15 protein-coding genes and 1 pseudogene are annotated in these 14,649 nt (G+C 63.8%); 8 read left to right on the top strand and 8 right to left on the bottom strand.

Annotated elements, in window-relative coordinates; genetic code table 11:
* The first annotated feature begins 19 nt into the window (after positions 1-19).
* From IVA80_RS11440 to ilvC, 3 genes are all read left to right on the top strand, one after another.
* Positions 20-895 (top strand): EamA family transporter, encoded by an 876-nt coding sequence (locus tag IVA80_RS11440; RefSeq protein WP_247429281.1) that lies wholly within the window; start codon positions 20-22, stop codon positions 893-895.
* A 7-nt stretch (positions 896-902) separates the two neighbouring features.
* A complete protein-coding gene (locus IVA80_RS11435; protein ID WP_247429278.1) occupies positions 903-1,505 on the top strand; it encodes a LysE family translocator in 603 nt (200 codons plus the stop codon).
* Positions 1,506-1,637: 132 nt separating this feature from the next.
* Positions 1,638-2,657 (top strand): ketol-acid reductoisomerase, encoded by a 1,020-nt coding sequence (ilvC, locus tag IVA80_RS11430; RefSeq protein ID WP_247429275.1) that lies wholly within the window; start codon positions 1,638-1,640, stop codon positions 2,655-2,657.
* A gap of 23 nt (positions 2,658-2,680) precedes the next feature.
* Here ilvC and IVA80_RS11425 read toward each other — a convergent pair whose 3' ends face one another.
* Positions 2,681-2,968 (bottom strand): hypothetical protein, encoded by a 288-nt coding sequence (locus tag IVA80_RS11425; RefSeq protein WP_247429272.1) that lies wholly within the window; start codon positions 2,966-2,968, stop codon positions 2,681-2,683.
* Positions 2,969-3,163: 195 nt separating this feature from the next.
* Between IVA80_RS11425 and IVA80_RS11420 the strand changes: the two genes are divergently transcribed.
* A complete protein-coding gene (locus IVA80_RS11420; RefSeq protein WP_247429269.1) occupies positions 3,164-4,015 on the top strand; it encodes an SDR family oxidoreductase in 852 nt (283 codons plus the stop codon).
* 8 nt (positions 4,016-4,023) lie between these two features.
* Here the strand turns inward: IVA80_RS11420 and IVA80_RS11415 are convergent.
* From IVA80_RS11415 to IVA80_RS11385, 7 genes and pseudogenes are all read right to left on the bottom strand, one after another.
* Positions 4,024-4,230, bottom strand: a pseudogene (locus IVA80_RS11415) (hypothetical protein); the annotation flags it as partial.
* Between the two features lie 202 nt (positions 4,231-4,432).
* Positions 4,433-4,639, bottom strand: coding sequence for a DUF2158 domain-containing protein (locus IVA80_RS11410; RefSeq protein WP_247429265.1), 207 nt, complete (start codon positions 4,637-4,639; stop codon positions 4,433-4,435).
* 347 nt (positions 4,640-4,986) lie between these two features.
* Positions 4,987-5,745 carry an HAD family hydrolase gene (locus IVA80_RS11405; RefSeq protein ID WP_247429261.1) on the bottom strand — a complete coding sequence of 253 codons (759 nt, stop codon included), beginning with the start codon at positions 5,743-5,745 and terminating at the stop codon, positions 4,987-4,989.
* Complete coding sequence (gene hemF, locus IVA80_RS11400; RefSeq protein WP_247429259.1) at positions 5,736-6,623, bottom strand: oxygen-dependent coproporphyrinogen oxidase; 888 nt, start codon at positions 6,621-6,623, stop codon at positions 5,736-5,738. The genes IVA80_RS11405 and hemF overlap by 10 nt, the downstream gene beginning before the upstream one ends.
* A gap of 121 nt (positions 6,624-6,744) precedes the next feature.
* A complete protein-coding gene (locus IVA80_RS11395) occupies positions 6,745-7,110 on the bottom strand; it encodes a 6-carboxytetrahydropterin synthase (protein ID WP_247429487.1) in 366 nt (121 codons plus the stop codon).
* 17 nt (positions 7,111-7,127) lie between these two features.
* Positions 7,128-7,760 (bottom strand): 7-carboxy-7-deazaguanine synthase, encoded by a 633-nt coding sequence (gene queE / locus IVA80_RS11390; protein ID WP_247429256.1) that lies wholly within the window; start codon positions 7,758-7,760, stop codon positions 7,128-7,130.
* 10 nt (positions 7,761-7,770) lie between these two features.
* Positions 7,771-8,238, bottom strand: coding sequence for a tRNA (cytidine(34)-2'-O)-methyltransferase (locus tag IVA80_RS11385; RefSeq protein ID WP_247429485.1), 468 nt, complete (start codon positions 8,236-8,238; stop codon positions 7,771-7,773).
* 289 nt (positions 8,239-8,527) lie between these two features.
* On the opposite strand from IVA80_RS11385, the gene petA reads away from it, so the two are divergent.
* The 4 genes from petA (at position 8,528) to IVA80_RS11365 (ending at position 14,645) form a co-directional block, all read left to right on the top strand.
* Entirely contained in the window at positions 8,528-9,058 is a 531-nt protein-coding gene (petA, locus tag IVA80_RS11380; RefSeq protein ID WP_026232845.1) for a ubiquinol-cytochrome c reductase iron-sulfur subunit, read from the top strand.
* A gap of 62 nt (positions 9,059-9,120) precedes the next feature.
* Positions 9,121-11,193: a cytochrome b/c1 gene (gene fbcH, locus IVA80_RS11375; RefSeq protein ID WP_247429254.1), complete on the top strand. Its 2,073-nt coding sequence runs from the start codon at positions 9,121-9,123 to the stop codon at positions 11,191-11,193.
* Positions 11,194-11,462: 269 nt separating this feature from the next.
* Complete coding sequence (locus IVA80_RS11370; RefSeq protein WP_247429252.1) at positions 11,463-12,137, top strand: dienelactone hydrolase family protein; 675 nt, start codon at positions 11,463-11,465, stop codon at positions 12,135-12,137.
* A gap of 342 nt (positions 12,138-12,479) precedes the next feature.
* Positions 12,480-14,645 carry an anthranilate synthase component I gene (locus tag IVA80_RS11365; protein WP_247429250.1) on the top strand — a complete coding sequence of 722 codons (2,166 nt, stop codon included), beginning with the start codon at positions 12,480-12,482 and terminating at the stop codon, positions 14,643-14,645.
* Positions 14,646-14,649 lie beyond the last annotated feature (4 nt).

Genomic DNA, 14,649 nt, shown 5'->3' with positions numbered 1-14,649 from the left:
GGCAGAACCGAGAACAACAATGAAGCCGGCCGATATTCTCATCGCCCTCATGGTGGCGATCATCTGGGGGCTTGCCTTTGTAGCGAGCCGGATCGCGCTCGACGAGTTTTCGCCGGAGCTGATGACAGCAATGCGCTTCACCATTGCCGCGGTGCCGTGTCTGTTCATTCCCAAGCCGAAGATCGCCTGGTCGCTCCTGATCGCGATCAGCTTCACGCTTTTTCTCGGCCAGTTCCTGAGCCAGGCCTATGGCATCGCCCACGGCGTGCCAGTGGGGCTGACCAGTGTCGTCGTGCAGAGCCAGGCACTGTTCACGATCGGCTTCGCCGCGCTGGCATTCGGCGAGCGGCCGACGCTGGCGCAGACGCTGGGCATCGTCATCGCGGCAGTCGGTCTTTTGATGATCTGCGGCACAGTCGGCTATGATTTCAGCGTGGCTGCGTTCGGGGTGCTGATGATCTCGCCGATCAGCTTTGCGGCCGGCAATCTTCTGCTGCGGGGCGCGCGAACTGTGCCGATGTTCGATCTGTTCGCCTGGCTGTGCCTTACCGCCGCCGTTCCGCTGTTCGTGCTGGCACTGATCGCCAATGGTCCAGTGCCAACCTGGACAGCGTTGACGCACATGTCCCTGACCGGCCTCGTCTGTCTGCTGGTGATCGGCGCCATCTCCACCAGCATCGCTTACTGGCTGTGGGGCCGACTGCTCCGTGATTATCCCGCCGCGCAAGTCGTGCCGTTCGCGCTGCTGGTGCCCTTTGTCGGCTCGGCCGCCTCCAGCGTCGTGTTCGGCGAGCGGTTCGGACCGCTCCGGCTCGCCGGCATGCTGACTGTTGTCGGCGGTATCGCCGTGATGGTGCTGGCGAAGCGCCCGCAGCCCCTGCCGAAGGCAGCGTGAGGTGAGCATGTCCCAATCGTTGCTCTATGCTTTCCTCATCTTCGCCGTCGTGATGTTCTTCACGCCCGGGCCGAACAACATCATGCTGCTGTCCTCGGGCCTGACTTACGGCTTCCGCCGCACCATTCCGCATATCGCCGGCATCACCATCGGCTTCGCCTTCATGATCGGCGCCGTCGGTCTCGGGCTCGGCACCGTGTTCCTGGCCTATCCCATCCTCCAGACCATCCTGAAATATGCCGGCGCCGCCTACCTGATCTATCTTGCCGCCGTGATCGCCTTCTCCGGCCCCGCCAAGCCGAGCCAGGAGAGCGCCCGCGGCCCGATGACCTTCTGGGGCGCAGCCATGTTCCAGTGGATCAACGCCAAGGGCTGGGTGATCGTGATCGGCACCATCACCGCCTACGCGGCCATCGCCCAGTTCCCCCTGAACATCGCGATCCAGACCCTGATCAGCCTGCTCGTGGGCTCGGTCTCGACCGTGGTCTGGGCGCTGTTCGGGACCGCACTGCGGCCGGTCCTGACCTCCGAGCGGCTGGTCCGCGCCTTCAACATCCTGATGGCGATCCTGCTGCTTGCTTCCCTCTACCCCGTTTTCATGGATGCATGATGTCGCGGATTTCCATGCAGAAACGGGTTTCCCTAGGGGCTGAAAATGCTCTAGACAGCCCCCGAAATCCGCAAATTTCACCCTTCGGACACTGACCATTGGCCGATTCTGGCCCTGAACGAGGAAACGACCATGCGTGTTTATTACGATCGCGATGCCGACCTGAACCTGATCAAGGGCAAGAAGGTCGTCATCGTCGGCTATGGCAGCCAGGGCCACGCCCATGCGCTCAATCTCAAGGACTCCGGCGTCAAGGACGTGGCGATTGCGCTGCGCAAGGGCTCGGCTTCAGCCGCGAAGGCGGAGAACGCCGGCTTCAAGGTGATGGAAGTCGCCGAAGCTGCCAAATGGGCCGACCTCGTCATGATGCTGACCCCGGACGAGCTCCAGGGCGACATCTACCGCGAGCACCTGCACGACAACATGAAGAAGGGCGCCGCCCTGGTGTTCGCGCACGGCCTCAACGTGCACTTCAACCTGCTCGACCCGCGCGCCGACCTCGACGTGCTCATGATCGCGCCGAAGGGCCCCGGCCACACCGTGCGCTCGGAGTACCAGCGCGGCGGCGGCGTGCCCTGCCTGATCGCGATCGCCAAGGACTCGTCCGGCAACGCCCATGACCTCGGCCTGTCCTACGCCTCCGCCATCGGCGGCGGCCGCGCCGGCATCATCGAGACCACCTTCAAGGAAGAGTGCGAGACCGATCTGTTCGGTGAGCAGGTGGTGCTCTGCGGCGGCTTGGTCGAGCTGATCAAGGGCGGCTATGAGACCCTGGTCGAAGCTGGCTATGCGCCCGAGATGGCCTATTTCGAGTGCCTGCACGAAGTGAAGCTGATCGTCGACCTGATCTATGAAGGCGGCATCGCCAACATGAACTACTCGATCTCCAATACCGCCGAATACGGTGAATACGTCACCGGCCCGCGCATCGTCACCGCCGAGACCAAGGCCGAGATGAAGCGCGTTCTCGCCGACATCCAGGGCGGCAAATTCGCCCGCGACTGGATGCTCGAGAACAAGGTCAACCAGACCTCGTTCAAGGCGACCCGCGCCAAGCTCGCCGAGCACCCGATCGAGGAAGTCGGCGCCAAGCTGCGCGACATGATGCCCTGGATCAAGAAGGGCGCGCTGGTCGACAAGAGCAAGAACTAAGCCCTGTCATTCCGCGTTCGCGCTCACGCGCGCCCCGGAATGACGGATGAAGCAAAAGCTTCGCTCACCAAACCAGTTCTTAAACCTTCGCGACTATATTCGAGCGAGATCGCAAACCGCGGTCTCGCTCTTTCCTTTTGCGCGAAGCATTGTTGTTTCATGCAAATTCTTTGCGAGTTGAAGCGCAGCCTGAGTGTGAAGAACTGACGCTTAATCCACATTCTTGGTCTAGCGTCCTTTCTCCGAATTTGCGCAAGCGTTGAAAACGCAAAAACTTCAGCGACTTCAGGCTTGAAGATTCGACTCTTCATCTACACTCTCATCGCGCGATTGCTGTCGACGTGCGGCGTTCGCGCGCCGCTTTATCCTAAGAACCGACACCCAGTGCTCCCTCTTGCAGGCGCTATCCGACGAAGACCATCATTCGTGCGCCCCCTGAGAACCGGGCAGCATTGCGCGCCGGCACCTTCCTCCTACATGATCGCGGGAACTCGAGGGGGAAGAGCATGCGATCTGTCGTCATCACCGGCGCGTCCACCGGCATCGGCTGGGCCATTGCGAAATTCTTGATCGGGCGCGGCTATCGCGTCTTCGGCAGTGTTCGGAAGCAGGCGGATGCCGACCGGCTCAAGGGCGAGTTCGGCGCCAATTTCATCCCGCTCCTGTTCGATGTCACCGATGAGGCCGCCGTGCTGGCCGCCGGCCACCAGCTGCGCGATGCGCTGGGCGGCGAGACGCTGGCTGGTCTCGTCAACAACGCCGGCATCGCGGTTGCCGGTCCCGTGCTCGAATTGTCGGTCGACGATTTCCGCCGCCAGATGGACATCAACGTCATCGGCCCGGTGATCGCGACGCAGGCCTTCGGGCCGCTGCTTGGTGAAGACGCGTCGCTGAAGGGGCCGAAGGGGCGGATCGTGATGATCAGCTCCGTCGCCGGCAAGAACGGCAATCCGCTGTCGGCGCCTTACTGCACCTCCAAGCACGCCATCGAAGGCCTGTCGGAGAGCCTGCGCCGCGAGCTGATGCTGTTCGGCATCGACGTCATCATCGTCGCGCCCGGCGCGGTGAAGACGCCGATCTGGAGCAAGGCCGAGCAGATCGATCTCTCGGTCTACCAGAACTCGCCCTACCTGCCGGCGCTGAACAAGGTCATGGCGTTCATGATGGAGCTCGGCGCCAAGGGCCTGCCCGCCGAGCGCATCGCCGAAATCGTGTTCGAGGCGCTGACGGCGGCAAGCCCCAAGGTGCGTTACCAGATCACGCCGGACCCGCTGCGCCATCTGATCGGCGCCATGCTGCCGAAACGGACACTCGACCGCATCATTGCCAAGCGGCTCGGGCTGCTGCCGCAGGGGTGAAACTCGCTTTAGCGCGCCGCGATGGTCCCTCCGCGCGGATGGGCGGCCATCGCGATCAGCCGCAGTGCCATCACGGCGAGCAGCGGAATGAGGAATGCGGCATAGAGCGGCGTCGCCGGCACGCGCTTGCCGAACGACACCACGAACTGGAACCAGAGGTAATAGCCGCCGATGAGGTGCAGCGCCCGCCAGGCGGGCGGCCCGAGCAGCGCGGCATGCCCTCGCGTGGTTTAACTCCGCTTGCGATGACGTAGCCGCGATCTACAAACGCGCAGTCGATGTCTGTTGATGGGCCCTTCTGCGACATCCAGCGATGTCCGCTATCGCGCCGTTGTCGGCGGAGAAGCGGACATCACGCACGCCGGAGCCGAGTACTCCGATCTAGTCTAATCTAAGTAGACGCGGCCTTAGGCGCGCCTACTCCTCGTCTTCGTCGTCATCATCCTCGTCTTCGTCGTCGAGCTCATCCAGTCGCTCGAGGGTCGCGAGCGGCAGTGTCTCGCGAAATAAATCGCCTTCCACGCCCATCCAGAGACAGAGCACGTCGTCGCCCTTCACGTCCGCGACGGTGAGCGGCTGCCCGCCGGATTTCAGCATGACGATATCGCCGGCTTTTAGTTCCATGGATGGTCCTTTCGAGTTGATTGACGGGAGAAGCTAGCAAGTCGGCATGACACGCCGATCACGGGCTGCGGAATCCGCGGATGTGTTGCGGCAGCGCGCATCCGCCCGCAGGCTGCTGAAACGCCGATGACAGAGTCTTGAGCTGGAGCGGTCCCATGACGAGAGGCAATGACGCCTGTTCAATGGATTGCGCAGGGCATCTCCATTCCGTGCGCCGCGACAATGGCATCATGCCCCTGTTTTGCCCGACGAGTCAAAGGGTTTCGTAAAATCCGTAAGTCGTTGAATTTGCAGCAGCCCGCTACTGTGCATGGGGTTGTTTTCGATATTTTGTCTTCGCGCCCTGGTTAGACCTGGTCCGGCAACAATTCACCGAGCGAGCGGATGATGCGGTCGGGCTGGACGGTCGACCCTTCGGGCAGGCCGTCGCCATGCACGTCGATCCAGATCCCGTAGATGCCGAGACGCTGCGGCGTCACGACTTCCCATTCCAGATTGTCGCCAATCATCCAGGTGTCTTCCGCGGTGACGCCGAGCGCGTCCATCGCGTGCAGATAGGCGCGCTCCTCGGGCTTGCCGAAGCCGTGCTCGCCCTCGATCTGGATGTGGTGAAAACGATGCGCCAGCTCGAAGCGTTCGACCTTGGCGCGCTGGGTATCCGCCGCACCGTTGGTCACCAGCGCGAGTTTGATGCCGAGCGCCTTCAATCCGTCGATCGCATCATGCGCTCCGGGGAAGACGAACATCTCTTCCTCGCGATAGCTGGTGAAGCGATCGGCCAGGCGAATGGCGAGATCGTCGGGCAGGGCACGATGGCCGGCAGCCGCGAGCGCGGCAAAGCCGCCCTTGACGGTGAGGTGCCGGGCCTCGGCGAGCTTCATGCGCCACGCGGCTTCCGCGTTGGCCCAGAAATTTCGTGCGAAGGACAGCACGGTGGCCGCGACCAGTTGCGGCGGCAGCGGCGCAAGCTCCTCGGCGAATTCCGCTGTAATCGTGTTCCAGGCGATCTCGGGCCGGCCATAGGCCGACAGGATGGTGTCGTCCATGTCGATCAGCATGGCGCGCGGCAGCGGCCTCATTGCGGGCTTCATCGTCGTCATGGCCATTTCACCTCCGGCGGCAGCGACGACAGGATCGACTCCACATTGCCGCCGGTCTTGAGCCCGAAGATGGTGCCGCGGTCGTAGAGCAGGTTGAACTCGACATAGCGGCCGCGCCGGACCAATTGCTCCTCGCGATCATCAGCGGTCCAGCTCGTTGCGAAATTGCGTCGCACGATGTCAGGATAGATTTTCAGGAAGGCGCGGCCGACGTCCTGGGTGAAGGCGAGGTCGGCGTCCCAATCGCCGCTGTCGTGCCAGTCGTAGAAGATGCCGCCGATGCCGCGGGCTTCTTTCCGGTGCGGCAGGTAGAAATACTCGTCGCACCATGTCTTGTACTTGTCGTAGTCGGCGATGCCGTTCGGCTGCGTGCAGGCCTGCTCCATCGCGGCATGGAAGGCGATGGCGTCGGCGTCCTCCTGCGTGCACCGGCGGTCGAGCACCGGCGTGAGATCGGCGCCGCCGCCGAACCACGCCTTTGTGGTGACGACGAAGCGGGTGTTCATGTGCACGGCAGGGACGTGCGGATTGCGCAAATGCGCGATCAGCGAGATGCCGGAGGCCCAGAACTTCGGGTCGTCCGCCGCGCCCGGAATCTGCGCGCGAAACTCGGGCGCGAATTCGCCGTGCACGGTGGAGCAATGCACGCCGACCTTCTCGAACAGCCGGCCATGCATCATCGACATCACGCCGCCGCCGCCGGGCGCGCCGGTATGATCGGTGCGCTGCCAGGGCGTGCGTTTGAAGCGGCCGGGCTCGCTCGCATAAAGGCTTTGCGGGGCATCGTCCTCCAGCCGCTCGAAGCTGGCGCAAATGTCGTCGCGCAAGGCTTCGAACCAGGCGCGCGCGCGCATCTTGCGATGTTCGATCGTCGAAACGTCCATATCAAATTCCCAAAGCGGACCGGCCCGTAGGGTGGGCAAAGGCGCGCTTGCGCCGTGCCCACCATCTATCGCCGTTTGTCTTGAATCGTGGACACGCTGCACTTTGCCCATCCTACGAAGTCTAGCCCTGCGGACCGTAATAGGTGCAGCTTTCGTTGCAACTGTCGCGGTGGATGCTGACGCGGGTGAGCTTGCCGATATGCTGTAGCCGCTCCCAGACGAACCGCGAGAGGTTTTCCAGCGTTGGTGTGCCCAGCGCCTCGATCTTGTTGAGGAACTTGTGGTCCAGCGTCAGCCGCACGTCCTCGATGGCACGCTGGACGAGGCCGAGGTCGACCACCATGCCGGTCGCAGGGTCCGGCGTGCCGCGCAAGCTCACTTCGGCACGGAAGGAGTGGCCGTGGATCTCTTCGCTGTCCGCGCCAAACGTCGTTCCCGTCAGTGAATGCGCCGCCTCGAAGCGGAACGATTTCGTCAATTCCCACATCTGTTCGAAGACCAATCCTATCTGATGCCGAGCGATTTGTGCGTCTGCACGCTGAGCCGCCATTGCGGATGGCGCAGGCAATAGTCGATCGCGCGCGCGGTGTTTTCCGCCGCCTCGGGTCCGTCCATCGGCTGCAGCGAGAAGCGTTCGAAGGCGAGATCCTCGTAGGCCTCGGGCGCGGCGAGCGGCTGCGGATAGACCAGCTTGAGTTCATGGCCGCGGCGCAGCACCAACTCGCTGCCGCCCTTGGGGCTGACGCAGATCCAGTCGAGCCCCGCAGGCGCAGCGATCGTGCCGTTGGTCTCGACGCCGATCTCGAAGCCGCGGGCGTGGAGCGCATCGACCAGCGCGGCATCGACCTGGAGCAGCGGCTCGCCGCCGGTGAGCACCACGTAACGGTTGCCGGAGGAGGCCGTCCATTGCGCCGCGACGGCGTCGGCGAGTTCCGCGGCCGAGGCGTAACGTCCGCCGAGCGTGCCGTCGGTCCCGACGAAATCCGTGTCGCAGAATTTGCAGGTCGCATCCATGCGGTCGGCCTCGCGGCCGCTCCAGAGATTGCAGCCGGCAAAACGGCAGAACACGGACGCGCGCCCGGCATGGGCGCCTTCGCCTTGCAGGGTCAGGAAGATTTCCTTGACCGCGTAACTCAATCGTCTCTCCTCAATCTGATGGGCCTTCGGGGTTCCGGAGCTGCCGCAGCGCCTCGCCTGCGGCCATCGCCGCGGTCATCGCCACATTGAGCGACCGCAACCCAGGCGTGATCGGGATCACCAGCCGCGCATCCGCGGCCTCGACCACCGCGTCGGTGACGCCGGCGCTCTCGCGTCCGAATAGCAGGATGTCCGGCGTCTGGTAACGGAAATCGCGATAGTCGGTGGCGCCCTTGGTGGTGAACAGCAGCAGCCGGCAGCCCTGTGCCGCGCGCCACTGCTCGAATTTCGACCAGGAGTCGTGGCGGGTCACGCTGACATGGTCGAGGTAATCCATTCCCGCCCGGCGGAACAAGCGGTCGGAGAACGGGAATCCCGCCGGTTCGATGATATGGGCGGCCATGCCCAGGCAGGCGCAAAGCCTGAGAATCGTGCCGGTGTTCTGGGCGATGTCGGGTTGGAAAAGCGCTATCTGCATGGGCTGTGCAAGGGCTGTATCAGGGTCGATGCGGACCGGAAATGTCTCAATAAAACATCGCTGGCTGCGGAATTCGTGCATTGCACGCCCCCACGCGGTTAGCGGGCTTGCGCTCGCCCGGCAAGGGTGCCAATAGAACGATTCTGGACTGCTGTTTTCGCCTTGTTTTGGCGGGGACACGTGAAGTTCTGCCGCCGCGGGGGGCCGCGGGCGCCGGCAGACTGTTCTGGGGACCTTGGGGGCCTCTGGAACGGTTCCGCCGGTCGCATAAGAAGAAAGGGTTGGAATCGTGACGACAGCGTCTTCGGCGGACCATCCGACACGCCGTGATTTCTTATTCGTTGCAACGGGGGCGGCTGCAGCGGTAGGGGGCGCAGCTGCGCTCTGGCCCTTCATCTCCCAAATGAATCCTGATGCGTCGACCATCGCCGCCGGTGCGCCGATCGAGGTCGATCTCAGCCCGGTTGCCGAAGGGCAGGACATCAAGGTGTTCTGGCGCGGCAAGCCGATCTACATCAGCCACCGCACCAAGAAGCAGATCGACGAGGCGCGCGCCGTCAATGTGGCGAGCCTGCCCGATCCGCAGTCCGATGAGGCCCGGGTCAAGTCCGGCCATGAGCAGTGGCTCGTCGTGATCGGCATCTGCACCCATCTTGGCTGCATCCCGATCGCTCATGAGGGCAATTACGACGGGTTCTTCTGCCCCTGCCATGGTTCGCAGTACGATTCGTCCGGCCGCATCCGCCAGGGGCCCGCGCCCGCGAACCTGCCGGTGCCGCCGTACCAGTTCGTTTCCGACACCAAAATCCAGATCGGCTGAGCTTCGGATCCGCGTCCGAAGCTTCGCGCCGTCTCGTCGTCTTATTTCCTCAGGATCGCATCATGAGCGGACCATCCGACTACCAGCCGAGCAATCCGGCCCTGCAATGGATCGAGCGGCGCCTGCCGATCCTCGGGCTCGTGCACTCCTCCTTCGTCGTCTATCCCACCCCGCGCAACCTGAACTACTGGTGGACCTTCGGCGCTATCCTCTCCTTCATGCTCGGGATCCAGATCCTGACTGGCGTGATCCTGGCGATGCACTACACGCCGCATGCCGATCTCGCCTTCAAGTCGGTCGAGCTGATCGTGCGCGACGTCAACTACGGCTGGCTGCTCCGCAACATGCATGCCGTCGGTGCCTCGATGTTCTTCGTCGCCGTCTACGTTCACATGTTCCGCGGCCTCTATTACGGGTCGTACAAGGAGCCGCGCGAGGTGCTGTGGATCCTCGGCGTCATCATCTACCTCCTGATGATGGCGACCGGCTTCATGGGCTACGTGCTGCCGTGGGGCCAGATGAGCTTCTGGGGCGCCACCGTCATCACGAATCTGTTCTCCGCCATTCCCTATGTCGGCGAGAGCATCGTGACCCTGTTGTGGGGCGGCTATTCGGTCGGCAATCCGACGCTGAACCGCTTTTTCTCGCTGCACTATCTGCTGCCGTTCCTGATCGCGGGCGTCGTCGTGCTCCACGTCTGGGCGCTGCATGTCGCCGGGCAGAACAATCCTGACGGCGTCGAGCCGAAGACGGAAAAGGACACGGTTCCGTTCACGCCGCATGCCACCATCAAGGATGGGTTCGGCGTCGCCTGCTTCCTGCTGCTCTACGCCTGGTTCATCTTCTACATGCCGAACTATCTCGGCGACGCCGACAACTACATCCCGGCGAACCCGGGCGTGACGCCGCCGCACATCGTGCCGGAATGGTATTACCTGCCGTTCTACGCGATCCTGCGCTCGATTCCGAACAAGCTCGCGGGCGTGATCGGGATGTTCTCGGCGATCATCATCCTGTGCTTCCTGCCCTGGCTCGATGCTGCCAAGACCAAGTCCTCGAAGTACCGTCCGCTCGCCAAGCAGTTCTTCTGGATCTTCGTCGTGGTCTGCATCCTGCTCGGCTATCTCGGGGCGCAGCCGCCCGAGGGCATCTACGTGATCGCGGGCCGGGTCCTGACGTTCTGCTACTTCGCCTACTTCCTGATCGTGCTGCCTCTGCTGTCGCGTATCGAGACGCCACGGCCGGTGCCGAACTCGATCGCCGATGCGGTGCTCGCCAAGACCGGCAGCAAGTCGACGCCGATGGTGTCGACCGCGATCGTGCTTGCACTGGCCGGCGCCCTGTTCGCGGGCTCGATCGACAGCGCCAGAGCGTCCGAAGCCAACGACAAGCCGCCGGGCAACAAATGGTCCTTTTCCGGTCCGTTCGGCACGTTCGACCGCGGCGCACTCCAGCGCGGCTTGAAGGTCTACAAGGAGGTCTGCGCCAACTGCCACGGTCTGTCCTACATCGCCTTCCGCAACCTCGCGGAAGCCGGCGGCCCCGGCTATTCGGTCGCTCAGGCCGCTGCCTTCGCCTCCGACTACAAGGTCAAGGACGGTCCGAACGATTCGGGCGACATGTTCGAGCGTCCGGGCCGGCCCGCGGACTATTTTCCGTCGCCATTCGCGAACGAGCAGGCGGCGCGTGCGGCGAACGGCGGCGCGGCGCCGCCCGATTTGTCGCTGATCGCCAAGGCACGCTCCTACGGCCGCGGCTTTCCGATGTTCGTCGTCGACTTCTTCACCCAGTACCAGGAGCAGGGCCCGGACTACGTCTCGGCCGTGCTGCAGGGTTTTGAGGACAAGGCGCCGGAAGGCGTGACCATCCCGGAGGGCTCCTACTACAACAAGTATTTTCCGGGCCACGCCATCAAGATGCCGAAGCCGCTCAGCGACGGTCAGGTGACCTATGACGACGGCTCGCCAACCACGGTTGCGCAATATTCCAAGGACGTCACCACGTTCCTGATGTGGACCGCCGAGCCGCACATGGAAGCGCGCAAGCGCCTCGGCTTGCAGGTGTTCGTGTTCCTGCTCATCTTCGCGGGCCTGATGTATTTCACCAAGAAGAAAGTCTGGGCCAGCTCGCACTGAGCGGCTTGAGGCGAGACGAGATTGAAGAAGCCCCCGCGAGGGGGCTTTTTTGTTAGTTTGTCATTCCGGGGCGATGCGTCAGCATCGAGCCCGGAATCCATTCATCTCATCCACCAGCTCTGTGGCTCGACGAATTCTCAGATGCGCAATTGTGCATCATAGCTCGTGCTATCGCGCGCCCCGGAATGACGAGAGTGTGGATTGCGCCGCGCGCTCGCACCCGCCAAAATGCCGCCAACCGCTCCCCCAGAAACTCATCGGAGGACACCATGGGAACCGTCATTACCTTCAAGCGCCCGGACGGCAAGGACGCCTCGGGCTATCTCGCCAATGCCGCGCGCGGCAACGCGCCGGGCGTGGTCGTGATCCAGGAATGGTGGGGTCTGTCGGACCAGATCAAGGGCCTCTGCGACCGCTTTGCGCTGGCCGGTTTCGACACGCTGGCGCCCGATCTCTACAAGGGCAAGGTGGTGCCGTATCACGACACGGATTCCGCCAACAAAGAGATGAACTCGCTCGACTTCATGGACGCCACCACACAGACGGTGCGCGGCGCCACGCAATATCTGTCGCGCAACGGCGCCAAGGTCGGCCTCACCGGCTTCTGCCTCGGCGGTGCCGTCACCATCATCGGCGCGACGAAAATCCCGGAGCTTGCGGCCGGCGTCGTGTTCTACGGCATCCCGCCGGAGCAGGCGGCCAAGCCCGCCGACGTCAAGATCCCGCTCCAGGCCCATTTCGCCAACAAGGACGATTGGTGCACTCCGCAGCTGGTCGATGCCTTCGAAAACGGCATGAATGCCGCCGGCAAGTCGCTGGAGCTGTTCCGCTATGACGCCGAGCACGCCTTCGTCAACGAGCAGCGCCAGGCCGTGCACGACCGCGAAGCCGCCGAGCTCGCCTGGGGAAGGGCGACGGAGTTTTTCCGGAAGCATTTGGGGTAGTCGCCCGTAGCCTGGATGGAGCCAACGGGTCGGCGCGAAGCGCCGCCCGATGACAGGCTCCGCGTAATCCGGGGCCGTCGCATCGCCGCACTGAACTCGGATTGCGCTGTGCTCCGTCCAGGCCACCGCAGCCGGCCCGCCCTTGACGCCGCCCCCGCACCATGGTGAGTATCCGCCCCATGAGCACCGCCGTCCGCCCAGCCCGTCTTTGGTGGCGCACCTCCTAAAGAGGTGGCCGGTGCGATTTTCCATTCCCAAATCGTCTGAGGTCGCCACGCAGTGCGGCGGCCTGATCGTTTGTCCTGTGTGGCGTTCCCTCGGCAAGTTTCGTAAGAGGACCACATGAACAGGACAGTCTTTGCCCTCCCGGCCAGAAGCGATTATGTGACCCGCGCAGGTCTCGCGATCACGCGCGTGGCGGAGCAGTTTTCCGGTGGCGCCAACCGGCTCGACGACCTTGTCAGCCTGCTCGACCGCCGCCGCGGCGTGGTGCTGTCCTCGGGCACGACCGTACCCGGCCGCTACGAGAGCTTTGACCTCGGCTTCTCCGATCCGCCGCTCAAGCTCGAAACGGTCGGCTTCAATTTCAGGCTGGAAGCACTGAACGAGCGCGGGCAGGTGCTGATCGCCTTCCTCGCCGACGTTCTGCGCGAGCCCTGCGTCGTGATTGCTGAGAAGACGGCTTCTCTTCTCGCCGGCCACATCATCCGCGGCGATGCCCCTGTCGACGAGGACCAGCGCACGCGGCGTGCCAGCGTGATGTCGCTGGTGCGCGATCTCGTCGCCGCCCTCTCCGCCAATGACGACGGGCTGCTCGGCCTGTTCGGCGCCTTCGCCTACGACCTCGTGTTCCAGATCGAGGACCTCGTGCAGAAGCGCGCGCGTGAGAGCGACCAGCGCGACATCGTGCTCTACGTCCCCGATCGCCTGCTCGCCTATGACCGCGCCACCGGCCGCGGCGTGGTGCTGAGTTACGATTTTGCGTGGAAGGGCAAGTCCACCGAAGGCCTGCCGCGCGAGACCGCCGAGAGCCCGTACCTGAAGACGCCGCGGCAGGGTTTTGCCGATCACGCGCCCGGTGAATATCAGGCCACCGTCGAGACCGCGCGCGCGGCTTTTGCGCGCGGCGATTTGTTCGAGGCGGTGCCGGGACAGCTCTTCGCCGAGCCCTGCGATCGTTCGCCGGCCGAAGTGTTCCAGCGGCTCTGCGTCATCAATCCGTCGCCCTACGGCGCGCTGATGAATCTCGGCGACGGCGAATTCCTGGTGTCGGCGTCGCCGGAGATGTTCGTGCGCTCCGACGGACGCCGGGTCGAGACCTGCCCGATATCAGGCACGATCGCGCGCGGCCTTGATGCGATCGGCGATGCCGAGCAGATCCGCCAGCTGCTGAACTCGGAGAAGGACGAGTTCGAGCTCAACATGTGCACCGACGTCGACCGCAACGACAAGGCGCGCGTCTGCGTGCCCGGCACGATCAAGGTGCTGGCGCGGCGACAGATCGAGACCTACTCAAAACTGTTCCACACCGTCGATCACGTCGAAGGCATGCTGCGCCCCGGCTTCGATGCGCTCGATGCCTTTCTCACCCATGCCTGGGCCGTTACGGTCACCGGCGCGCCAAAACTCTGGGCGATGCAGTTCGTCGAGGATCACGAGCGCTCGCCGCGACGCTGGTACGCCGGCGCGATCGGCGCGGTGAATTTCGACGGCAGCATCAACACCGGCCTCACCATCCGCACCATCCGCATGAAGGATGGTCTCGCCGAGGTGCGCGTCGGTGCCACCTGCCTGTTCGATTCCGATCCCGCGGCCGAAGACCGCGAGTGCCAGGTCAAGGCCGCGGCGCTATTCCAGGCGCTGCGCGGCGATCCGCCAAAGCCGCTGTCGACCGTCGCGCCCGATGCGACCGGAAGCGGCAAGCGAGTGCTGCTGATCGACCACGACGACAGCTTCGTGCACATGCTCGCCGATTATTTCCGCCAGGTCGGCGCCGACGTCACCGTGGTCCGCCATGTGCATGCGCTCGACATGCTCAAGCTGAAGAGGTGGGACTTGCTGGTGCTGTCGCCCGGCCCCGGCAGGCCTGAGGATTTCGCGATCAAGAAGACCATCGACGCAGCGCTGGAGAACAAGCTGCCGGTGTTCGGCGTCTGTCTCGGCGTGCAGGCAATCGGCGAGTATTTCGGCGGCGAGCTCGGGCAGCTCACCCATCCCGCCCACGGCCGGCCCTCGCGGGTGCAGGTGCGCGGCGGGCGCCTGATGCGCAACCTGCCGAACGAGATCGTCATCGGCCGCTATCATTCATTGTTTGTCGAGCGCGACAGCATGCCCGAGGTGCTTGATGTCACCGCCAGCACCGAGGACGGCGTCGCGATGGCGCTCGAGCACAAGACCCTGCCGGTTGCCGGCGTGCAATTCCACCCGGAATCGCTGATGTCGCTCAGTGGCGAGGTGGGTTTGAGGATTGTCGAGAATGCGTTCCGGCTGGATGCGCGCGTTGATTGAGAGG

The organism is Bradyrhizobium sp. 139, from assembly GCF_023074175.1.
Taxonomy (GTDB): domain Bacteria; phylum Pseudomonadota; class Alphaproteobacteria; order Rhizobiales; family Xanthobacteraceae; genus Bradyrhizobium.
The sequence above is the reverse complement of the archived record's forward strand: the minus strand, read 5'-3'. Positions and strand labels throughout refer to the sequence as shown.